The organism is Ruegeria sp. CDSB029 (assembly GCF_059611125.1).
Genome location: NZ_JBXWOX010000002.1, coordinates 159,785 through 179,775, shown reverse-complemented (window position 1 = coordinate 179,775; position 19,991 = coordinate 159,785). Strand labels below are relative to the sequence as shown.

At 57.5% G+C, this 19,991-nt stretch carries 23 protein-coding genes, 1 tRNA gene and 1 riboswitch; of the genes, 16 read left to right on the top strand and 8 right to left on the bottom strand.

The features are described 5' to 3' along the window. Positions 1-7: 7 nt before the first annotated feature. Positions 8-616, bottom strand: coding sequence for a glutathione S-transferase (locus tag AC2FI8_RS03440; protein ID WP_496777165.1), 609 nt, complete (start codon positions 614-616; stop codon positions 8-10). Between the two features lie 74 nt (positions 617-690). Continuing rightward, positions 691-1,302: an FMN-binding negative transcriptional regulator gene (locus AC2FI8_RS03435; protein ID WP_496765768.1), complete on the bottom strand. Its 612-nt coding sequence runs from the start codon at positions 1,300-1,302 to the stop codon at positions 691-693. Between the two features lie 53 nt (positions 1,303-1,355). After that, a riboswitch (FMN riboswitch) is annotated at positions 1,356-1,503 on the top strand. 72 nt (positions 1,504-1,575) lie between these two features. Here AC2FI8_RS03435 and AC2FI8_RS03430 point away from each other — a divergent pair. The 5 genes from AC2FI8_RS03430 to cobO all read left to right on the top strand — a co-directional run bounded on the left by AC2FI8_RS03430 (position 1,576) and on the right by cobO (position 5,494). Further along, positions 1,576-2,016 (top strand): 6,7-dimethyl-8-ribityllumazine synthase, encoded by a 441-nt coding sequence (locus tag AC2FI8_RS03430; RefSeq protein WP_496726171.1) that lies wholly within the window; start codon positions 1,576-1,578, stop codon positions 2,014-2,016. 94 nt (positions 2,017-2,110) lie between these two features. Further along, complete coding sequence (gene aroC / locus AC2FI8_RS03425) at positions 2,111-3,211, top strand: chorismate synthase (RefSeq protein ID WP_496777162.1); 1,101 nt, start codon at positions 2,111-2,113, stop codon at positions 3,209-3,211. After that, complete coding sequence (locus AC2FI8_RS03420; RefSeq protein WP_496726173.1) at positions 3,195-3,857, top strand: HD domain-containing protein; 663 nt, start codon at positions 3,195-3,197, stop codon at positions 3,855-3,857. Before aroC ends, AC2FI8_RS03420 begins: the two co-directional genes overlap by 17 nt. A 44-nt stretch (positions 3,858-3,901) precedes the next feature. Continuing rightward, the gene (locus AC2FI8_RS03415) at positions 3,902-4,837 is read left to right on the top strand and encodes a DMT family transporter (protein ID WP_496777160.1); all 936 of its coding nucleotides are present in this window, start codon (positions 3,902-3,904) and stop codon (positions 4,835-4,837) included. 57 nt (positions 4,838-4,894) lie between these two features. Further along, positions 4,895-5,494, top strand: a complete 600-nt coding sequence (gene cobO / locus AC2FI8_RS03410) for a cob(I)yrinic acid a,c-diamide adenosyltransferase (protein WP_496721281.1) — start codon at positions 4,895-4,897, stop codon at positions 5,492-5,494. A gap of 34 nt (positions 5,495-5,528) precedes the next feature. Here the strand turns inward: cobO and AC2FI8_RS03405 are convergent, their stop codons facing one another. The 4 genes from AC2FI8_RS03405 to AC2FI8_RS03390 form a co-directional block, all read right to left on the bottom strand. After that, positions 5,529-5,726, bottom strand: a complete 198-nt coding sequence (locus tag AC2FI8_RS03405; protein ID WP_145975814.1) for a hypothetical protein — start codon at positions 5,724-5,726, stop codon at positions 5,529-5,531. A gap of 373 nt (positions 5,727-6,099) precedes the next feature. Then, the gene (locus tag AC2FI8_RS03400; RefSeq protein ID WP_496735153.1) at positions 6,100-6,465 is read right to left on the bottom strand and encodes an SPW repeat domain-containing protein; all 366 of its coding nucleotides are present in this window, start codon (positions 6,463-6,465) and stop codon (positions 6,100-6,102) included. A 109-nt stretch (positions 6,466-6,574) separates the two neighbouring features. Beyond that, positions 6,575-7,525, bottom strand: coding sequence for an AraC family transcriptional regulator (locus tag AC2FI8_RS03395; protein ID WP_496765775.1), 951 nt, complete (start codon positions 7,523-7,525; stop codon positions 6,575-6,577). A gap of 128 nt (positions 7,526-7,653) precedes the next feature. Next, a complete protein-coding gene (locus tag AC2FI8_RS03390) occupies positions 7,654-8,520 on the bottom strand; it encodes a branched-chain amino acid aminotransferase (protein WP_496765778.1) in 867 nt (288 codons plus the stop codon). A gap of 158 nt (positions 8,521-8,678) precedes the next feature. Between AC2FI8_RS03390 and AC2FI8_RS03385 the strand changes: the two genes are divergently transcribed. The 7 genes from AC2FI8_RS03385 (at position 8,679) to AC2FI8_RS03355 (ending at position 14,582) form a co-directional block, all read left to right on the top strand. Continuing rightward, positions 8,679-9,191, top strand: a complete 513-nt coding sequence (locus AC2FI8_RS03385; RefSeq protein WP_496777158.1) for a MarR family winged helix-turn-helix transcriptional regulator — start codon at positions 8,679-8,681, stop codon at positions 9,189-9,191. Continuing rightward, positions 9,188-9,889, top strand: coding sequence for a response regulator (locus AC2FI8_RS03380; RefSeq protein ID WP_058272724.1), 702 nt, complete (start codon positions 9,188-9,190; stop codon positions 9,887-9,889). Before AC2FI8_RS03385 ends, AC2FI8_RS03380 begins: the two co-directional genes overlap by 4 nt. 69 nt (positions 9,890-9,958) lie before the next feature. After that, positions 9,959-10,885: a histone deacetylase family protein gene (locus tag AC2FI8_RS03375; protein WP_496777156.1), complete on the top strand. Its 927-nt coding sequence runs from the start codon at positions 9,959-9,961 to the stop codon at positions 10,883-10,885. Next, positions 10,882-11,124: an exodeoxyribonuclease VII small subunit gene (locus AC2FI8_RS03370; protein WP_058272726.1), complete on the top strand. Its 243-nt coding sequence runs from the start codon at positions 10,882-10,884 to the stop codon at positions 11,122-11,124. The genes AC2FI8_RS03375 and AC2FI8_RS03370 overlap by 4 nt, the downstream gene beginning before the upstream one ends. Further along, positions 11,125-11,991 carry a polyprenyl synthetase family protein gene (locus AC2FI8_RS03365; protein ID WP_496777154.1) on the top strand — a complete coding sequence of 289 codons (867 nt, stop codon included), beginning with the start codon at positions 11,125-11,127 and terminating at the stop codon, positions 11,989-11,991. A gap of 14 nt (positions 11,992-12,005) precedes the next feature. Continuing rightward, positions 12,006-13,934, top strand: coding sequence for a 1-deoxy-D-xylulose-5-phosphate synthase (dxs, locus tag AC2FI8_RS03360; RefSeq protein WP_496777150.1), 1,929 nt, complete (start codon positions 12,006-12,008; stop codon positions 13,932-13,934). A 225-nt stretch (positions 13,935-14,159) separates the two neighbouring features. Further along, positions 14,160-14,582: a hypothetical protein gene (locus AC2FI8_RS03355; protein ID WP_496777148.1), complete on the top strand. Its 423-nt coding sequence runs from the start codon at positions 14,160-14,162 to the stop codon at positions 14,580-14,582. Positions 14,583-14,729: 147 nt separating this feature from the next. On the opposite strand, the gene bfr is transcribed toward AC2FI8_RS03355, so the two are convergent. Together bfr and AC2FI8_RS03345 are read right to left on the bottom strand one after the other, a co-directional pair. Next, complete coding sequence (gene bfr, locus AC2FI8_RS03350) at positions 14,730-15,215, bottom strand: bacterioferritin (protein ID WP_496726184.1); 486 nt, start codon at positions 15,213-15,215, stop codon at positions 14,730-14,732. 359 nt (positions 15,216-15,574) lie between these two features. Beyond that, a tRNA-Thr gene (locus AC2FI8_RS03345) sits at positions 15,575-15,650 on the bottom strand. 223 nt (positions 15,651-15,873) lie between these two features. Between AC2FI8_RS03345 and AC2FI8_RS03340 the strand changes: the two genes are divergently transcribed. The 4 genes from AC2FI8_RS03340 to arsB are packed head-to-tail and all read left to right on the top strand — an operon-like array spanning position 15,874 to position 19,983. Continuing rightward, positions 15,874-16,707 (top strand): arsenate reductase/protein-tyrosine-phosphatase family protein, encoded by an 834-nt coding sequence (locus AC2FI8_RS03340; protein WP_496777146.1) that lies wholly within the window; start codon positions 15,874-15,876, stop codon positions 16,705-16,707. After that, entirely contained in the window at positions 16,704-17,702 is a 999-nt protein-coding gene (locus tag AC2FI8_RS03335; protein ID WP_496777144.1) for an ArsJ-associated glyceraldehyde-3-phosphate dehydrogenase, read from the top strand. Before AC2FI8_RS03340 ends, AC2FI8_RS03335 begins: the two co-directional genes overlap by 4 nt. Then, entirely contained in the window at positions 17,699-18,964 is a 1,266-nt protein-coding gene (arsJ, locus tag AC2FI8_RS03330) for an organoarsenical effux MFS transporter ArsJ (protein ID WP_496777143.1), read from the top strand. The genes AC2FI8_RS03335 and arsJ overlap by 4 nt, the downstream gene beginning before the upstream one ends. Further along, a complete protein-coding gene (gene arsB / locus AC2FI8_RS03325; protein WP_496777141.1) occupies positions 18,961-19,983 on the top strand; it encodes an ACR3 family arsenite efflux transporter in 1,023 nt (340 codons plus the stop codon). The genes arsJ and arsB overlap by 4 nt, the downstream gene beginning before the upstream one ends. Positions 19,984-19,991 lie beyond the last annotated feature (8 nt).

Here is a 19,991-nt window from a genome sequence, read left to right as displayed (position 1 = left end):
TCCCCGATCAGGCCGGCGGTTGCGTTGCGGCCATGCTGGGGCGTTCGACAAACTTCTCGTACCATGCGGCCAGCGCATCATTTCCCTTGCGCCACCCGCGCGCATCGTGACGGAAATCGACGTAGCCCAGCGCGCAGGCCACCGCGACCTGCCCCATATCCAACGGTCCGGACAGATGCGCCATCCACCGCTGGTTCAACGCGGCGCAGGCGCGTTCTATCTTGTCCCATTGCGCATCGGCCCAGCCCTCCCATTGCTTGTCTTCGGGCCGCATCCGAGCCTCATAGGTGATCAGCAACGCCGCATCCAGAATACCATCCGCCAGCGCCTCAAGCGTCAGCACATCCCAATGCCGGGCACCGTCCTGATAAAGACCGGCCTGCCCGCGCGCGTCCAGAAACGCACAGATAACACGGCTGTCGAACAGGGTCGGTCCATCTGGGCGCTCTAATGCGGGCACTTTTGTCAGCGGAGCCTTGGCCAATAGCGGCTCGGCCGGGGAAATTGGCGTTGTTGCAACGTTCAGCAGTTCGACATCCTGCAACTGGTCTGTTTCATGCAACAAAACCATAACCTTACGGACATAGGGCGAAGTGGGACTAAAATAGAGTTTCATAAGAGATCTCCCTGAATTGCCGGAACTCTACATCACCCAATGCAAAACAAAACCCGTCAATTGGTGCGCCAACCTCACCCTCTCATCAACTTTTGCAGAGCATCAAGCTCGGACCCGATCCCGTCGTTTGCGATATGTTCTGACGCGCTCAGGCGGGCTGCATCGGGCTTGTTCTGGTTTAGCTTCCAGGTGCCTTGAATGTCGTCAACTCGAAACCGAAACGGCACGATCATGCGCATCATCTTATCCAACGCGTCTTGGCTCATCTTGCCGGTCGTCCAAGGCGGTTTAGGCAGCAAGCGTGCCTCATAAAAGGCGGACTGGCGATTTAACAGGTCCAGCAACTCCGCGTGCGGCCGCTGTTCTAACTGACCGATCAGATGCACAGCGACATAGTTCCATGTCGGAACCTGATCGGCGATCCCGTACCAATCCGGAGATACGTAGCCATCTGGCCCGGTGACAGCGATTCTGGCTGGTTTAGGGTCTTTCAGCATGCGGACGATCGAGTTCGATCTGACAAGATGCAGCTCGGCCAGCGTGCCATCCTCAGACAGCAGAAACGGCACGTGGCTAATCAACGGTGCCTCATCCGTCGACACCGCAAGAACCCCGAACGCGCGGTCACGCGCAAAGGCGATGTGGCGCGCAGTCTCTTCTGCGCGGAAGGCTGGATTGGGGTGCATGGCTGTCCTCCTGCGAAATCTCTTGCAGAACCGGCCGCACCTTGGCAAGGTCCGCCCGTTCTCAGGGCGGGGTGAAATTCCCCACCGGCGGTATGCGGGCGATGATCCGTAAGCCCGCGAGCGGCCCCGGTGTGCGGGGTGTCAGCAGATCTGGTGAGATGCCAGAGCCGACGGTTACAGTCCGGATGAAAGAGAACGTGCAGCGCGTCGGCCCTAGCTTGCGCCTGCCCGTGATCGCCTTGGGTGACGTGTCTGTTGCGAAAGGAGATCATGATGACACACACCCGCTATGCTTTTGTAAAAGCCAACTGGCATTCCGATATCGTTGATCAAGCCCTAGAAGGGTTTCTGGAACTCATCCCCGCCGATCAGGTTGACGTTTTTGACGTCCCCGGCGCGTTCGAAATGCCGCTGCTGGCCCGCGATCTGGCCCAGACCGGTCACTACGCCGCGGTCGCCTGCGCGGCGTTTGTCGTGGATGGCGGTATTTACCGGCACGATTTTGTGGCTCAGGCCGTTGTCGATGGGTTGATGCGTGCTGGCATGGATACAGGGGTACCGGTCCTGTCTGTTTCCCTGACGCCGCACCAGTATCAGGAAACCGATCACCACAATGCTATCTACCGGGCGCATTTTGTAGAGAAAGGCCGCGAAGCCGCTCAAGCCGCGCTGAAAATTGCAGCCACGCGTGCCCAACTGGCCGCGGCAGCATAAGCACGACAGGTTGGGGCAAACACGCCCCAACCGCAAATCCGCTTGAGGCCAAGGGCCTTGCCAGCTAATCACGACGCGCAAAGGAGCATGCCCCATGTCAATGAACAGTTTTGGCCACCTTTTCCGCGTCACCACCTGGGGTGAAAGCCACGGGCCCGCGTTGGGTGCGACCGTCGATGGCTGCCCTCCGGGCGTTTCGATCGATGAGGGCATGATTCAGCAGTGGCTGGACAAGCGTAAACCGGGTCAGAACAAGTTCACCACCCAGCGGCGTGAACCCGATCAAGTGAAAATCCTGTCCGGCGTGTTCGAAGGTCAGACCACGGGTACGCCGGTGCAGCTGATGATCGAGAACACCGATCAGCGCTCAAAAGACTACGGCGATATCATGGACAAGTTCCGTCCAGGGCACGCCGACATCACCTACTGGCAGAAGTACGGCATCCGCGACTATCGCGGCGGCGGGCGCAGTTCGGCCCGGGAAACCGCATCGCGTGTGGCAGCGGGCGGGCTGGCGCGAGAAGCCATCAAGCAGATCGCACCAAACGTGCAGATTACCGGCTACATGACGCAGATCGGCCCACACAAGATTGACCGAGGCAATTTCGACTGGTCGCAGATCGAACAGAACCCGTTCTGGACCCCGGATGCCCAAGCGGCCAAGGATTGGGCGGCTTACCTGGACGATCTGCGCAAGTCCGGAAACTCGGTTGGCGCGATTGTTGAGGTTGTGGCACGCGGCGTGCCTGCCGGGATCGGCGCGCCGGTATATGCTAAATTAGACACTGATTTGGCCGCTGCGATGATGTCGATCAACGCGGTTAAAGGCGTTGAGATAGGCGAAGGTATGGCCGCTGCCGAACTGACGGGTGAGGCAAACGCAGACGAGATCTTCATGGGTCAGAACGGCCCTCAATATAGCTCAAACCACTCGGGCGGCATCCTGGGCGGTATCTCGACCGGGCAAGACATCGTCGTGCGCTTTGCGGTCAAGCCAACTTCGTCGATCCTGACAACCCGCAAAACCATCACCAAATCCGGCGAAGAAACCGAGATCATCACCAAAGGCCGTCACGACCCCTGCGTCGGCATCCGCGCCGTTCCTGTGGGTGAGGCGATGATGGCTTGCGTGATCCTCGACCACCTGCTGCTTCATCGCGGCCAGATCGGAGAGAACCGTGGACGGATCGGCTGATCTGCGCACACGCCTGCGCGCCGTTGTTGCGCAGCGCATGGAAACCGATCCCGCGCATGATCTGGCCCACTTGGACCGGGTCTGGGTGAACGCGCAGGCCATTGCAAACGACCAGACCGACATGCCCGTGCTGCTGGCTGCGGCGTACCTGCATGACCTGGTCAACCTGTCGAAGGACGACCCCGACCGCCACTTGGCATCGCGCCGGTCGGCTGAGGAATCAGAGTCTATTCTGGCTAATCTGGTCTATTCCGAGGACCAGATTCAGGCGATCAAACACGCGATTGAAGCGCACAGCTTTTCGGCCAACATTACACCGGAAACGCCCGAGGCCTGCATCTTGCGCGATGCGGACAGGTTGGATGCGCTGGGGGCGATTGGCGTTGCCCGGAACTTCTCGGTTTCCGGCGCGTTGGGACGGTCGCTTTATGATCCGGCGGATCCCTTTGCCGCCAACCGTCCACTGGACGACCTGCATTTTTCGATCGACCACTGGAAGGTCAAACTGCTGGGCTTGCCTGGTGATATGTTGACCGAGGGTGGTCGAGAAATTGCACAGCGCAGAATCGCGCGCATGATCCGGTTTCTGGAAGAGTTCGCCCAAGAGATCGGCAGTCCCCTGCCAGCCGATTGGTCCAATCTGTAAACAACACGTTGATCTTTCCCTACCAAAAGCGCAGGTTCGCGCCGATGGCAAAACCCTTAACATCGCATCGACCTTTGCTGGCCGTCGCTCTGAAAACGAGCGCGGTGTTTCTGTTCACGGTCATGGCGGCGATAGTCAAAGCGCAGTCCGATCACTTCCCACCTGGCGAGATGGTGTTTTTCCGATCCCTTTTTGCCATTCCGGTGATTGTCATCTGGCTGATGGCGCGCGGAGAGTTGGCGCAAGGATTCAAAGTCCGTAAACCCTCGGGCCATTTTTGGCGCGGCGTGCTGGGGACCACCGCGATGGGGCTAACTTTCACCGGCCTTGGCTTGATCCCGCTGCCCGAAGCGACGGCGATTGGCTATGCCACCCCGATTTTCACCCTGATCCTTGCCGCGGTGATGTTAGGCGAACGCATCCGTAAGATCAGAATCGCGGCTGTGTCCATCGGGCTTTTGGGTGTCCTGATCATGATCTGGCCCAGACTGGGTGGCAACAACATGGAAGCTGCTGCCACCTTCGGCGCATTGTGTATTCTGGGTGCGACCGTTGCCCGGGCCTTTGTGCAGATCCACATCCGGCAGTTGGTTCAGGTCGACCATCCGGCGGCGATAGTGTTCTATTTTTCGATGACAGCGACCATCCTGTCCGGGCTGACTTTCTTTTGGGGATGGGTCATGCCCACATGGGAACAGGCAGGCTTTTTGATTCTGGCTGGTCTGATCGGAGGAGTGGCGCAGATTCTGGTGACTTCGTCCTATCGGTTTGGGCAGGCTTCGATGCTGGCGCCCTATGATTACACCTCGATGCTGTTTGCCATCGTCATTGGCTATGTCTGGTTCAGTGAACTGCCAACGCTGGTCATGCTGGCTGGAGCGGCGCTGGTGATTGTCGGTAACGTCGTGGTGATCTGGCGCGAACATCAACTGGGCTTGGAGCGCGGAAAGGCGCGCGCGGTCACGGATCCTAAAGCCTGACCTTTACCTTTGCAGAACTTCCCCTAGGGTGTGCCCAACACAAGATGAGGGTTTCCCATGAGCGACGCACAGGACCACAAGGAAAAGATGCAAAAGGTGCAGGCCCAGCACCGCAAGAAAGTGTCCGAGGCAGTTGATCCCGACCGCGGGCTGGTGCTGATCAACACTGGCAAGGGTAAGGGTAAGTCCTCGGCCGCGTTCGGGGTCGTGATCCGTGCGTTGGGTTGGGGTCAGAAGGTCGGCGTTGTTCAATTCATCAAAGGCAAGTGGAAAACCGGCGAACGTCGCTTTTTCGAAGAACGCGATCTGGTGACCTGGCACACAATGGGCGAGGGTTTCACCTGGGATACCCAGGACCGCGAACGCGACATTGCTGCCGCAAACGCCGCCTTTGACAAGGCACGCGCCCTCATGTCCAGCGGTGACTACGATCTAGTCGTTTTGGACGAGATCAACATCGCGCTTCGGTACGAATACCTGTCGGTTGAACAGGTGATCGATGGGCTGAAAGAACGGTCTGACAAGACCAGCGTGTTCCTGACGGGTCGGGACGCACCGCAGGCGTTGCGGGACTATGCCGATCTGGTCACCGAGATGACCGAGGAAAAGCATCCGTTTCAAGCCGGAATCAAAGCCCAGCGCGGCGTGGATTTCTGAGGATCAGAATCTAAACAGCCCCCCTCAGGGGCTGTTAAGCTGGCGGGTTTTCGTTGAGAAACCTGACCGATCCGCGTCGACACGCGGCGCTGTCCGGCAGCGGTTGTTCAGCCCTGTCACCCTGGGCCGCCTTGGGTTTGTCGACATAGGCGCAATAGTCGTCGTCACAGCAACATCCGCAAGCGGTGGCCGCTTCGTGCCGTGCCATGATTTCGTCAAGTGGGTCACCCATCGTCACTTCCTGTTGCGCGTGTCGTTTCCGAGGCGGTGGCGCGCTCTCACCAGGCTATACGCTAAGCCCGCAGACCGCCTCGAAACCCCGTGCTGGATGCTAACACATCTGGCCTTGATCTTTATCTGATTATTTTTGTCGGAATTTGCAAGATCAAAATAGCACTTCCTGGATAACCCCACAGTTGATCGACGGTGAACGAATTTATTTCAGGCGTTTAGAGAGAACCAATTTTCTGAAATCTCCCTTTTTAGGGCCACATATTCTGGCGCATGCCGCGATAATCAGACCAGAGAGCCGCCTGTCGATGAGACAAGCGGCTCTGGGATTTTGGAAATTCACGTTGTTGCGGTGAACCCAAGGTGAGTCAGGTTCAGGCCGTAACACCCTGCTCTGGCGCGCTAAGCGAGATGACGGCGACCACCGCAGCCCCGTTCAGCCAGTAAAAGATCGCATCCATTCCCGAAAACCCAAATAGGCTGGGCGCGGCCAGGAAAACGACGCCGACCAGAAGATCGACCGCCAAGTGAAAGTTGTAGGGAAGAACGCGCCAGATCCCCAAATGGTGATCCGTCAACACCGTCAGGACAAACGCCGCGACGCCGGTGATCACCGACAGCCACAACGCCATCGGGTTGGATTGCCCCAGTCCAAGCAAAAAGGGCAGCCCCATCAGCGCAAAGGCAACAGGGTAGTCCAGATAGGCGTGAATATTGCGGGTGACAAAGCGGAGAGACATGAGAGTTCCTTTCCTGATATGGGATGACCTCAAACTAGGAAAGAAACTCCGAACGTTTAATTCTGGATCGTTCGTGAAACGTTGCAGATCGTCCAGAGTTTCAATTCGATCAGTGCATTGATCGATAGGCGGCTGGCGATACGCCAACCTGCTTTTTGAACACCCGCGAAAAGGCGGCTTCCGAGGCATAGCCGACCTCGGCCGCGGCATCGGCCACGTTCCAGCGGGCCTCAGTCAATCCGTGACACGCAATCTGCATGCGCCAATCGGTCAGATACTGCATGGGCGTTGTCCCCATCTTGTCTGCGAATAGCTGTGCGAACGCAGTGCGAGACATTCCGGCCTCACGTGCCAAAGACTCGACGCTCCACTCTTGCGCGGGCGAATGGTGAAACGCAGTCAATGCACGCGAAATGCGGGAATCGGCGAACCCGGCAAGCGCGGTTTCGCTGGGGCTTTGATGTTCAAGATGGGCCCGAATGGCCTGCGCAAACAGGACCTCGGACAGTTTCAACGCTATGAGGTCACCACCGATCCGCGCGCCGTTGATCTCGGACCCGATCATACGCAGGGTGGCTTCGATCCAGGCCCCGGCTTCCTCGCCATAGTTTTCGATCAGGATGTATGGGGGAAGCCGATCAATCAGCATATGCCCTGTTCCCTGTCGCCCCGGCGGTCCGGTGAAAGAGAAATGACCGCAGATCAATTGCGTATCGCGGCTTTTGTCTTCGCCGCCATAAATCAGAACCCCGTCGCCTTTGTACCCGGCCTCTTCCAATACGTGTTCAAGCGGCAGGGCATCCATTGGCTGGACCTCACTGCACAGCAGCGCGTGGGCAGATCCGTGCGGGATCAGGATCAGATCGCCTTGCTTCAATCGCAGGGTTTGCCCTGTGTTAGAGACAAAAACTTTCAACTCTCCGCGTTGTACAAAGTGAAATCTGGCCACATTTTGATAGGCCGGCACCTGTATACCAAAGGGCGGCGTGAAAGAGGTTCGAAAGTAGAATGTGCCCTTCAAGGACAGGCGGGTGAGAATATCGCTAAGCAGATCCAACATTGGATTAAGATAGACGCGGCCGCGCGTTCGTCCAGCTATTTGAACGATCTGCAAAGATTCTTGAACGTGCGGCAATGAAAAAGCCCCCGCGAAAGCGCGAGGGCTTCTTTCAATGCATCTGAGAGTTATCAGGCGCGCACAAGCGCCTCATAATCGGCGGCGATCTCGCGGGTCAGGTCTCCGACCTCAAACGTATAATCGCCGATCTGGCCCACCGGGGTCACCTCAGCTGCGGTGCCGGTCAGCCAGCACTGTTCGAAATCCGCCATTTCCTCGGGCTTGATGCGGCGCTCGTGGACGGTGATACCTTTGTTTTTCAGCATCTGAATGACGGTCTGACGGGTGATCCCATTCAGGAAGCAATCAGCCAGAGGTGTATGTACCTCACCATCTTTTACGAAGAACACATTCGCACCGGTCGCCTCGGCCACGTAACCGCGCCAATCCATGAACAGCGCGTCCGAGCAGCCCTTGGCCTCGGCCTTATGCTTCGAGATGGTGCAGATCATGTACAGACCCGCCGCCTTGGCGTGCACCGGAATAGTTTCCGGGCTGGGGCGTTTCCATTCCGCGATATCCAGCTTGGCACCCTGCATCTTGGCGTCACCATAATAGGCACCCCAAGGCCACACGGCGACGGCCATCCGGACCGGGTTCTTGGCTGATGCCACACCCATGTCTTCCCCCGAGCCACGCCAGACCAGCGCGCGGACATAGGCGTCCTGCAGACCGCTGGCTTTCAGCGCTTCTTCCTTGGCGGCCTCGATGTCATCCACCGAATAGGGCATAGGCATGTCCAGCGCTTCGGCCGAGGCAATCAAACGCTCAGAATGTTCGCGACTTTTGAAAATCTTGCCGTTATAAGCACGTTCACCTTCGAACACCGAAGACGCATAGTGCATCGCATGGGTCAGGATGTGCACATTGGCTTCGCGCCAGGGCACCAGTTTGCCATCCAACCAGATGACACCGTCACGATCATCATACCCCGCCATGCGAAACCTCCTGACCTGGGAAAAATTTCCGATTATTGCGCTGATTAAGTCCGTTTCGGACATAAAGTTACGCAAAAACTGCGATTCGATACCTGTCCACTCTTGGAATGTCAATAACGCTGACATAAACTCGGAACGAGTAACGAATGAGGCATACTATGTCGGATACCCGCCCCGCCCCAGCCTTTGGTGGCGAGAGCCTTTTGTTTTTGACCGACGAACAGTTGCGGCAGGGGATCGAGGCGATGTTTTTCGCCTATCGCGGCTTTACCGCAGATCCTGATCGCATACTGACCGAAATGGCCTATGGACGGGCGCACCACCGGGCAATCCACTTCATCAACCGCGCCCCGGGTACGACTGTCAACAACCTTCTGGCCATTCTGGGCGTAACAAAACAGTCTCTGAACAGGGTTTTGCGGACGTTGATCGACGACGGTCTGGTCGAAAGCCGGGTCGGATCAGTGGACAAACGCGAAAGACACCTATTTCTGACAGAACAGGGCAAGGCGCTAGAGGCCAAACTGTCTGAGGCGCAGCGCGTCCGAATGCGTGCAGCGTACAAAAAGGCGGGACCCGAGGCTGTGTCGGGGTTTCGTAAAGTGCTTGAAGCGATGATGGATGCTGATATGCGTCATGCCTATACGAAACTGCGGGAAACCACCTCATGAACGAAATGGATGCCCATCTGCTGATCGTCGACGATGACGAGCGCATTCGCGATCTGTTGAAGAAGTTTCTGATGCGGAACGGATTTCTGGTCACGGCTGCACGGGATGCAGCACATGCACGGCGGGTGCTGTCGGGCTTGGATTTCGACATGATCGTGCTGGATGTGATGATGCCCGGCGAGGATGGGGTCAGCCTGACCAAGGCGCTGCGCGAGACCCATACCACTCCGATCCTGCTGTTGACCGCGCGCGGCGAAACCGAGCATCGCATTGCCGGGCTTGAGGCCGGTGCGGATGATTACCTGGCCAAACCGTTCGAGCCAAAAGAGCTGTTGCTGCGGATCAATGCGATCCTGCGGCGGATGCCGGAAACACCTGCGCAGGACGCGACGGCGAAGATACTGCATCTTGGTCCGATCCGGTACGATATCGAACGTGGCGAGATGTGGCAGGGCGAAGACCCGGTGCGCCTGACGGCGACCGAAAGCCAGTTGATGAAAATTTTCTCGGCCCAGCCCGGAGAGCCGATCAGCCGAACCAAACTGGTCGAAGATCTGGGCCGCGACAAGGGTCAGGCGCAGGAACGCGCGGTGGACGTTCAGATCACCCGTCTGCGCCGCAAGATCGAACAAGACCCAAAGCAGCCGCGTTACCTGCAGACCGTCCGCGGCGCCGGATATATGCTGGCACCAGATTGAATCAGCCGCCGCGCTGCGCTTTCTTGCCTTCGGCGAGGATATTTTTGGCCAGATGAAGATGGGATTCCGATGACAACCGCCCTTTTGACCCACGCCGATTGCCTTGATCATGTGACCCCGCAAGGTCACCCTGAGAGGGTGGCGCGGTTAGAGCATATTCTGCATGCGTTGGAAGGCTTGGAACTGACACGTGTAACCGCCCCTTTGGCGGCGGATGACGACCTGCTGCGCGTGCATCCGGAAAGCCATATCCGTGAAATCCGAAATAGCAGGCCATCCGATGGCTTCAAACAGATTGACGGCGACACCTTCATGTCTCCGGGATCGGTGGACGCGGCTTATCGCGCTGCCGGGGCGGTCGTGCGCGCAGTAGACCTGGTTTTGGGCGGCGAAGCCTCGAATGCGTTTTGCGCCATCCGCCCGCCCGGTCACCATGCCGAGACCGAAACGGCAATGGGGTTCTGCCTGTTTGGAAACGCCGCGCTGGCTGCCAAACACGCATTGGATCATCATGGATTGAAGCGCGTAGCTGTTGTTGATTTCGACGTTCACCACGGAAACGGCACGCAGGATCTGCTGTGGGATGAAAGACGTACACTGGTGATCACCAGCCAGCAAATGCCGCTGTGGCCTGGATCGGGGCGCCCGGATGAAACCGGCGCTTATGAGACCGTTTTGAACATCCCGCTGGCACCCGGCACTGGTGGGGCCGAGATGCGGACAGCTTACGAGACGCAAGCCTTCCCGAGGTTGCGCGCATTCAAGCCGGAACTGATCATCATCTCGGCAGGTTTTGATGCGCATCAGGACGATCCGCTGGCCAACTTGAACTGGTCTACAGGCGATTTTGCTTGGGTTACAGCCGAGCTGTGCAAGATCGCCGATGAGCTGTGCGAAGGTCGTATCGTCTCGACTTTGGAGGGCGGGTATGATCTGAACGCCCTGGCCGAGGCCACTCGTGCCCATGTGGAAGAACTGATGAAGGCAGCCCGATGACCGATACTCCTGTTGATCAGATGACATTCGAACAAGCGATGAAAGAGCTTGAGGCCGTTGTCGGCCAGTTGGAGCGTGGGGACGTGGCGCTGGATCAGTCCATTGCGCTGTATGAGCGCGGTGCCGCGTTGAAGAAACGCTGCGAAGACGAATTGAAGCGGGCTGAAGAAAAGGTCGCAGCCATTACTTTGGATGCCAATGGGCAGCCAACCGGGACGACGCCTGTCGAAGGTCAGTAAATGTTCAAGGAAATTCTGGCGCAGGATGCCGCGCGGATTCAGGCCCAATTCGATCTGGTCCTGAGCGCGCTGGACGAATTGGACGTTACCCGGGCGATGGCCTACACCACGCAGGGCGGCAAGCGATTGCGTGGGTGTCTCGTGATGGAAAGCGCACGGATGCATGGCATCGACGCAACACAGGCAATCTGGCCTGCGACAGGCATCGAAGCCCTGCACGCCTATTCTCTGGTCCATGATGACCTTCCCTGCATGGATGATGACGATCTACGACGTGGACGTCCGACCGTGCACGTAAAGTGGGACGAAGGCACCGCCGTTCTAGCCGGTGATGCCCTGCAGACATTGGCCTTTGAGCTGTGCACCCGGCCCGAGGTCGGAAGTGCAGAGATTCGTGCTGAATTGGCTCTAACCCTGGCCAAAGCAAGCGGTGCGCAGGGTATGGTGCTGGGGCAAGCGCTGGATATGGCGGCTGAAACAGCGGCCGCGCCCCTGACACTGGAGCAGATCACCAAGTTGCAGGCGGGCAAAACCGGTGCTCTGATTGAATGGTCCGCCTGCGCTGGTGCGCGTTTGGCCCAGGCAGATCCCGAACCCTTGCGCCAATATGCCCAGGCGCTTGGCCTTGCTTTTCAGATCGCTGATGACATTCTGGATATTGAAGGTGATGTCGAGAAGGCCGGTAAACGATTGCAAAAGGACGCCGAGGCGGGCAAGGCGACATTTGTCTCGCTTCTGGGTCTGAACGTCGCAAAATCCCGCGCTGTAGAACTGGTCGATCAGGCCTGCGCGGCGTTGGATGGATACGGTGCCAAGGCTGAAACCTTGAAGGACGCGGCACGCTTCGTTATTGCCCGGGACAGCTAAGCCAGGAACGCCACATGTCTGACCGCCCGAATACGCCCCTGCTGGACCTTGTGAACCGCCCTGCGGATCTCAAGCAGTTTTCGGACGCACAGTTGCATCAGTTAGCGCAGGAATTGCGGACCGAGACAATATCGGCCGTGTCCGTCACCGGTGGGCATCTGGGCGCGGGTCTGGGCGTGGTCGAATTGACGACCGCCCTGCACGCCGTGTTCGACACGCCGCGCGACAAGATCATCTGGGACGTTGGTCATCAGTGCTATCCGCACAAAATCCTGACCGAACGGCGCGACCGTATCCGTACGCTTCGCATGAAGGACGGGCTGAGCGGCTTCACCAAGCGCAGCGAAAGCCCCTATGACCCGTTTGGCGCAGCACACAGCTCAACCTCGATCAGTGCCGCGCTGGGGTTTGCCGTTGCGCGCGATCTGGGCGGTGTGACGCCCGAGGGATTGGGTGACGCGATTGCCGTGATCGGTGACGGTTCAATGTCTGCAGGCATGGCCTTTGAGGCGATGAACAACGCCGGACACCTGAAGAAACGCCTAATCGTCATTCTCAATGACAATGAAATGAGCATCGCACCGCCCGTCGGCGCGCTGTCCAATTACCTGTCGCGCATTTACGCCGAAGAGCCATTCCACGATCTGAAAGCCGCCGCCAAAGGTGCAGTGTCTTTGTTGCCGGAACCCTTCCGCGAGGGCGCCAAGCGCGCCAAGGAGATGCTCAAGGGCATGGCCGTGGGCGGCACATTGTTTGAGGAGCTGGGCTTTTCCTATCTCGGTCCGATCGACGGGCACGATATGGATCAGCTGTTGCCTGTCCTGCGCACGGTCAAGGCCCGCGCCACGGGCCCGATCCTCATTCATGTGCTGACAAAGAAGGGCAAGGGGTATGCCCCAGCCGAGCAGGCCCGCGACAAAGGCCATGCGACAGCGAAGTTCGACGTCGTCACGGGCGAGCAGAAGAAAGCACCCTCAAACGCACCGTCCTATACCTCGGTCTTTGGCAAGACATTGGTCGAAGAGGCCGCGCGCGACGACAAAATTGTTGCTGTCACCGCCGCGATGCCCGATGGCACCGGGCTGAACCTGTTTGCGGAACGCTATCCGTCGCGCTGTTTCGATGTGGCGATTGCCGAACAGCACGGTGTGACCTTCGCCGCCGCTCTTGCTGCGGGAGGAATGAAGCCCTTCTGCGCAATTTATTCCACGTTTTTGCAGCGTGGGTACGATCAAGTCGTGCATGACGTAGCCATTCAGCGCCTGCCGGTTCGTTTTGCGATCGACCGTGCAGGGTTGGTGGGCGCGGATGGCGCGACCCATGCGGGGTCGTTCGATATCGCCTATTTGTCCAACCTGCCCGGCATCGTGGTCATGGCCGCAGCGGATGAGGCCGAGCTGGTGCATATGGTGGCCACAGCCGTCGCGCATAATGAAGGCCCGATTGCGTTCCGCTATCCTCGCGGCGAAGGTGTCGGCGTCGACTTGCCGGAACGTGGCGAGGTTCTGGAAATCGGCAAAGGCCGGATCATCCAAGAAGGCGCACGGGTCGCAATGTTGTCCTTCGGGACACGGCTGGCCGAAGTGCAGAAAGCGGCCGAAGCTCTGACTGCGCGTGGGATCACCCCCACTATCGCCGACGCTCGTTTTGCCAAACCGCTGGACCGCGATCTGATATTGGATCTGGCCGCCAACCACGAGGCGTTGATCACCATTGAAGAAGGTGCCATCGGCGGCTTTGGCAGCCATGTTGCCCAGCTTTTGGCCGATGAGGGCGTCTTTGACCAGGGTCTCAGGTATCGCTCGATGGTTTTGCCCGACACCTTCATAGATCAGGCCAACCCTGCGGATATGTACGCGGTCGCGGGTCTGAATGCCGAGCAAATCGAGGCCAAAGTGCTGTCCGTACTGGGTGTTGCAACCATCGGTGAAAAACGTGCCTGAGGCATGACGCTAGGCAACTGAATTTCACCGTTGTTTGAAAATCTGCAAGCACCGCTTTTGACGGAAATTTCGGGCAGCCGCCGAATTCAGCCGCTTTTGGTTGAGTCCTTGAGAACACAGGAACCGCTTGAGTCCCGGCGCAGCGTTCCCGCTTCCCCGCATTTCTGATAGTAGTAAGAAAAACAAATACTCCACCCTTGAGTAGGCGGGCGGATGAGAAACATCATGGCAGTTTTGGTCGCGCTTTTTTTGATGAGCGTGGCGGCAAGTTCAAAAGAGATTCAGGTTGGCAATGATCCGGGCGGGCGGATTGTGGATCGCATGGTCCAGATCGAAATCGCCAACCGGACCAACGCGCAATTCCAGATCAACGGGGACTATTGCCACTCTAGTTGCACCATGCTGCTGGGTGCGGACGATGTTTGCGTTTCGCCCGAGACGATCTTTGGTTTTCATGGCCCCCATCGCTCGAACCGAAAGAAAATGACGGCAGATGAGTTCGACAGGAAAAGCGCGTCTCTATCCAGCTACTACCCAAACCCGGTCAGAAACTGGTTCATGTCCAAAGCAAGGTTCGCCGGGCCCAATGAGCTTTTTTATGTGACGGGTGAGTACCTGATAAGCCTCGGCGTGCAGGAATGCGCTTAGAACGCTAGCATCTCAATACCGCGGCTGTTCCCGTCAGGTCATTCGCGCAGGCACACATTGAACTGAAAACAGAGTTCGGTTTTATCCAGAGCCTGATGTCCTGTTCACGGCGGTCGCTGAAACTCGCCCGATAACCACCACTACAGGTTAGTCGGCGTCTTCCATCTTCGTTGCATTGAGTTGCGCGAAAAGCTCGGGCCCGACGCGATCATACAGTTCGATCTGAGTCTCCAGAAAGTCGATATGGCCTTCTTCATCCGACATCAGGCTTTCGAACAATCCCATTGAGACATAGTCTCCGGCTTCTTTGCAGACATCCCGCGCTTCCTTGTAAAGCGCCCGCGCGCTTTGCTCTGCTGCAAGATCGCATTCCAGCGTTTCACGCGGGTTTTCACCGATCCGCAGGGGATCAAGTTTCTGCAGGTTGGGATGCCCCTCCAGAAAGATGATACGTTCAATCAGTTTGTCAGCGTGCTCCATCTCTTCAATGGATTCTTCACGGCTTTTCTTGGCCATGCTGCCAAGACCCCAATCGTCTTGCAGGCGATAATGCAACCAGTATTGACTGACGGCCGTTAGTTCGTGGCGCAGAGCTTTGTTCAGGTATTCAATTACCTTTTTGTCACCTTTCATGATGAAACTCCTTGGCTGTGTCTAAGAACTGGCGTGGAAACAACTTTTTAAGCTGAATGCTACCACCAGAGCGGCTTAACCCGAAACCTTCAAATATCTGTTTTGAAACAGGTATTTGCAAGTTTCCTGACGATTCTCGTTTGAATCAGAACCCGTCACTTGAAAGCGTTTTTCCACCACACTTACGATTCCCTGATACCTGCTTACCGATCGGAAGCATGGCCCTTGCGGATCAAAATTACGCGGGCAAACAGCTCCGGAGATTGAGCTGCGCTAGCATCCGATGATAGCCCGCAGGATCGAACCAAAAGTGAGATACGAGGTAGGCCGCTAGTTTAGCATAACTTTACAGGGGAACGTGGTGCCTCAAGAGGGACTCGAACCCCCGACCTTGTCCTTACGAAGGACCTGCTCTACCAGCTGAGCTATTGAGGCAAGCGACGGTTCCTTTAAACCCTCGGGCAGAGGCGTGCAAGTCTCGATATCCTTGGACGCCTACCGGTGTGTGATAGTGATTCCCGCAACTCAGATCGCTTGAACCCCAATCCATCACCACGCTCCAGCCAGAATATCTCGCCTATTCGGACGCTTACACTCGTCTTCAATGGTCGTGTAATTTCGATTGACCGGCTTTTATTATTTTAATATTTCATGAAATATGATAAAACAGATAACAGACCAATTGGCCACCCTGGGTCATCCGCAGCGTATCCTTGTGTTTCGCATGCTCATGCGACGTTTTCCTGACAGCGTCCCGGCAGGAGAGCTGGCGGTGGAACTCGACCTGAAGGCCAGCACATTGTCGAACTATCTGAACGCGCTTCAGCGTTCAGGGCTGGTCACGCAGGAACGTTCCGGGACATCTCTGCTCTATTCGATTGAAATGAAAAACGTGCAGCAGATGCTCGACTATCTGATTGTCGATTGCTGTCGCGGTCGCCCTGATATCTGCATGCCATTTTCTCAGGGAAATGAGGCCGCGACAGACCGGAAGTTCAACGTCTTGTTTTTGTGTGTGGGCAATTCTGCCCGCTCGATTTTTGCGGAATCCCTGCTGCGCACCCTGGGGGGTGACCGGTTCAACGTTTACTCGGCTGGTACGCAGCCCACATCCGAGCTCAACCCGATGGCCGTGCAAGTTCTGGACGACAAAGGGCATGACACATCCATCCTGCGGTCCAAGAACATGTCCGAGTTTGCAACCCCCGGCGCGCCCGAGATGGATTTCGTCTTCACGGTCTGCAATCAGGCCGCAAATGAGGAATGCCCCGCTTGGGAAGGCCAGCCAATCAGTGGCCATTGGAGCATGCCGGACCCGGTCAGGGCCGAGGGCACGGATGCCGAAAGAAGCCTTGCATTTCAACATGCATATGGCGCGCTCAAGCGCCGGATTGAGGCCTTTACGTCTTTGCCGGTCGAAAGCCTCGACCGGATCGCACTGCAAACTGCTGTTGATGACATCGGCAGAACGCCCACTGAGGACATGAAATGACGACTTATGCTGTGAATGGGTTGGGCCGGATGGGAAAACTGGCCTTGAAACCGCTGCTGGACAAAGGCGCAAAGATCGCCTGGATTAATGATTCAGTCGGTGGCCCCGAAATGCACGCGCACCTGCTGGAGTTTGACACGGTTCATGGCCGCTGGGATGCCACGTTCGCACATGATGCCGACAGCGTTACGATCAACGGCACACGTCTGCCCTTTATCGGCACCAGAGATTTGGCGGAACTGCCGCTGGACGGAGTCGATGTGGTGATCGACTGCACCGGTGTCTTCAAGACCCAAGCCAAGCTGGCCCCCTATTTTGAGGCAGGCGTGAAAAAGGTTGTTGTCTCGGCCCCCGTCAAGGATGGCCCGACCGCCAACATCGTTATGGGCGTGAATGAGGACACTTATGATCCGGATGTCCACAGCATCGTGACAGCGGCCTCCTGCACGACCAATTGTTTGGCCCCAGTGGTCAAGGTCATCCACGAAAACCTTGGTATTCGCCACGGATCAATGACCACAATTCACGACGTGACCAATACGCAAACCATCGTGGATCGCCCCGCCAAAGATCTGCGCCGGGCGCGGTCTGCTTTGAACTCTCTGATCCCGACCACCACCGGGTCGGCCACGGCTATCACGCTGATCTACCCAGAACTCAAGGGGCGGCTGAACGGCCACGCGGTGAGGGTTCCGTTGCTGAATGCCTCGCTGACGGATTGCGTCTTCGAGGTTGAGCGCGAAACCACCGCCGAAGAGGTCAACGCGCTTTTCAAGGCCGCGGCCGAAGGTGAGTTGAAAGATATCCTTGGCTATGAGACGCGGCCGCTAGTTTCCACCGACTACACCAACGACGAACGGTCCTCGATTGTAGATGCGCCTTCGACCATGGTAGTGAACGACACGCAGGTGAAGATCTATGCCTGGTACGACAATGAAATGGGTTACGCCCATCGTCTGGTCGACGTTGCCCTGATGGTTGGTGCCTCGCTGTGACTGAAAGGCCCGAAGGTATGTCGGCCTATATCGCGGTCACAGCAGCCTATTGGGCCTTCATGCTGACTGACGGGGCCCTGCGTATGCTGGTGCTGCTGCACTTTCACAGCATGGGATTCTCGCCGGTTCAGTTGGCATATCTGTTTGTTCTGTATGAGATCGCCGGCATGGGCACGAACCTTGCCGCAGGTTGGGTCGCGGCGCGGTTCGGGCTGACATCGACGCTTTATGCGGGGCTGGCACTGCAGATTGGAGCGTTGTTGGTTCTTACGCAATTAGACCCTAATTGGGCGATTCCGGTAAAAGTAGTCTTTGTGATGATCGTGCAAGGGGCCAGCGGCGTTGCAAAGGATCTGGCCAAGATGTCCTCAAAATCCGCCGTCAAACTGCTGGCCCCGACCGAGGGCGGAGGGTTGTTTCGCTGGGTCGCGATTTTGACTGGCTCCAAGAACGCTGTGAAAGGGTTTGGGTTTCTGCTTGGGGCGGCACTGTTGGCGACAGTGGGCTTTATGTGGGCCGTTCTGGCAATGGCGATCATACTTGCCGCATTCCTCGTCGCCGTCATCCTGTTCATGCCGACCGGCCTGCCCAAAGGGCGCAAAGGCGCCAAGTTCTCCGAGGTCTTCTCAAAATCCGCCAATGTGAACTGGCTATCCGCCGCTCGTGTCTTCTTGTTTGGGGCGCGGGACGTGTGGTTCGTGGTCGGCATTCCGATCTATTTTTACGCAGTTCTGTCGGACGGAACCGAGGATGGCAACCGTGCCGCGTTTTTTATGATCGGCACATTCATGGCCGTTTGGGTCATACTTTACGGAGCTGTTCAGGCCAGCGCGCCGAAAATCCTGCGTGCAAAAGAACGCCCGGAAGGGGACCTTATCCACGCAGCCAAGAATTGGGCCGCGGCGCTGTTTTGTGTGCCTGCTGCCCTGACCATCGCGGTTCTGCTCTCATCCGGCCCTGAGACATGGCTGACCATTACGCTGGTCGTGGGTCTTTTGGCCTTCGGGGCAATCTTCGCCGTCAATTCAGCGCTGCACTCATACCTCATCCTCGCCTTCACCAAGTCCGAGCGTGTGACGATGGATGTGGGTTTTTACTACATGGCCAACGCGACGGGCCGTCTGGTCGGCACTGTTCTGTCGGGACTTACTTATCAGATTGGCGGGCTTCCACTGGTTCTGGGCACCGCTGCTGCAATGGTCGCGCTGGCCGCCCTGACATCCGGCAAACTAACCGACCAGACGAATGAGGTATATTCATGAGCATCTTCGAACGCTACCTGACCGTCTGGGTCGCGCTGGCAATGGTTGGCGGCGTATTGATCGGACTGGTTGCACCCGGCCTGGTTCAACTGATCGCCTCGGCCGAAGTGGCCAGCGTCAATCTTGTGGTAGCTTTGCTGATCTGGGCGATGGTCTACCCCATGATGGTTGGCGTGGATTTCGGCGCAGTGGCGGGCGTTGCCCGGCAACCACGCGGGTTGATCGTGACTCTGGTGGTCAACTGGCTGATCAAGCCGTTCACCATGGCCTTTCTGGCGGTTCTGTTCTTTGAGCACGTCTTTGCACCATGGATCGAACCTGAAGATGCGGCCCAATATACCGCCGGGCTGATCCTGCTGGGTGCTGCACCGTGCACCGCTATGGTGTTCGTCTGGTCTCAGCTGACTAGGGGCGATGCGACATATACACTGGTGCAGGTTTCTGTGAACGACCTGATCATGGTGGTGGCATTCGCCCCGATCGTGGCCTTTCTCCTGGGCGTGACCGATATCCAGGTTCCATGGCAAACGTTGGTTCTGGCGACTGTGTTGTATGTGGTATTACCGCTGATCGCCGGCCTGATAACACGCCGCACATTGGGATCGCCCCAGGCCATCGACGCTTTTTCCGCACGTGTCAAACCCTGGTCGATCATGGGCCTGATCGCCACTGTCGTCATTCTGTTCGGCCTGCAGGGTCAAACCATTCTGGCAAAACCGATGGTGATCGTCCTGATCGCCATACCAATCCTGATCCAGAGCTACGGTATCTTCGCTCTGGCCTACGGCGCAGCATGTGCCCTAAGGGTGCCGCACCGGATCGCCGCACCCTGCGCCATGATCGGCACGTCAAACTTCTTTGAGCTGGCCGTCGCTGTGGCCATCAGCCTGTTCGGATTGAACTCGGGAGCAGCGCTGGCGACGGTCGTAGGTGTTCTGGTTGAAGTTCCGGTTATGCTGTCACTGGTCGCATTTGCAAACCGCACACGCGCGCGGTTCCCCGAACCCGCGCCAACATAAATTGAATT

Excerpts from the sequence above, each read along its gene's own strand:
- AC2FI8_RS03440 (WP_496777165.1), bottom strand. The coding sequence starts at position 616 with ATGAAACTCTATTTTAGTCCCACTTCGCCCTATGTCCGTAAGGTTATG.
- AC2FI8_RS03435 (WP_496765768.1), bottom strand. The coding sequence starts at position 1,302 with ATGCACCCCAATCCAGCCTTCCGCGCAGAAGAGACTGCGCGCCACATC.
- AC2FI8_RS03430 (WP_496726171.1), top strand. The coding sequence starts at position 1,576 with ATGACACACACCCGCTATGCTTTTGTAAAAGCCAACTGGCATTCCGAT.
- aroC (WP_496777162.1), top strand. The coding sequence starts at position 2,111 with ATGTCAATGAACAGTTTTGGCCACCTTTTCCGCGTCACCACCTGGGGT.
- AC2FI8_RS03415 (WP_496777160.1), top strand. The coding sequence starts at position 3,902 with ATGGCAAAACCCTTAACATCGCATCGACCTTTGCTGGCCGTCGCTCTG.
- cobO (WP_496721281.1), top strand. The coding sequence starts at position 4,895 with ATGAGCGACGCACAGGACCACAAGGAAAAGATGCAAAAGGTGCAGGCC.
- AC2FI8_RS03405 (WP_145975814.1), bottom strand. The coding sequence starts at position 5,726 with ATGGGTGACCCACTTGACGAAATCATGGCACGGCACGAAGCGGCCACC.
- AC2FI8_RS03400 (WP_496735153.1), bottom strand. The coding sequence starts at position 6,465 with ATGTCTCTCCGCTTTGTCACCCGCAATATTCACGCCTATCTGGACTAC.
- AC2FI8_RS03395 (WP_496765775.1), bottom strand. The coding sequence starts at position 7,525 with ATGTTGGATCTGCTTAGCGATATTCTCACCCGCCTGTCCTTGAAGGGC.
- AC2FI8_RS03390 (WP_496765778.1), bottom strand. The coding sequence starts at position 8,520 with ATGGCGGGGTATGATGATCGTGACGGTGTCATCTGGTTGGATGGCAAA.
- AC2FI8_RS03385 (WP_496777158.1), top strand. The coding sequence starts at position 8,679 with ATGTCGGATACCCGCCCCGCCCCAGCCTTTGGTGGCGAGAGCCTTTTG.
- AC2FI8_RS03380 (WP_058272724.1), top strand. The coding sequence starts at position 9,188 with ATGAACGAAATGGATGCCCATCTGCTGATCGTCGACGATGACGAGCGC.
- AC2FI8_RS03375 (WP_496777156.1), top strand. The coding sequence starts at position 9,959 with ATGACAACCGCCCTTTTGACCCACGCCGATTGCCTTGATCATGTGACC.
- AC2FI8_RS03370 (WP_058272726.1), top strand. The coding sequence starts at position 10,882 with ATGACCGATACTCCTGTTGATCAGATGACATTCGAACAAGCGATGAAA.
- AC2FI8_RS03365 (WP_496777154.1), top strand. The coding sequence starts at position 11,125 with ATGTTCAAGGAAATTCTGGCGCAGGATGCCGCGCGGATTCAGGCCCAA.
- dxs (WP_496777150.1), top strand. The coding sequence starts at position 12,006 with ATGTCTGACCGCCCGAATACGCCCCTGCTGGACCTTGTGAACCGCCCT.
- AC2FI8_RS03355 (WP_496777148.1), top strand. The coding sequence starts at position 14,160 with ATGGCAGTTTTGGTCGCGCTTTTTTTGATGAGCGTGGCGGCAAGTTCA.
- bfr (WP_496726184.1), bottom strand. The coding sequence starts at position 15,215 with ATGAAAGGTGACAAAAAGGTAATTGAATACCTGAACAAAGCTCTGCGC.
- AC2FI8_RS03340 (WP_496777146.1), top strand. The coding sequence starts at position 15,874 with ATGATAAAACAGATAACAGACCAATTGGCCACCCTGGGTCATCCGCAG.
- AC2FI8_RS03335 (WP_496777144.1), top strand. The coding sequence starts at position 16,704 with ATGACGACTTATGCTGTGAATGGGTTGGGCCGGATGGGAAAACTGGCC.
- arsB (WP_496777141.1), top strand. The coding sequence starts at position 18,961 with ATGAGCATCTTCGAACGCTACCTGACCGTCTGGGTCGCGCTGGCAATG.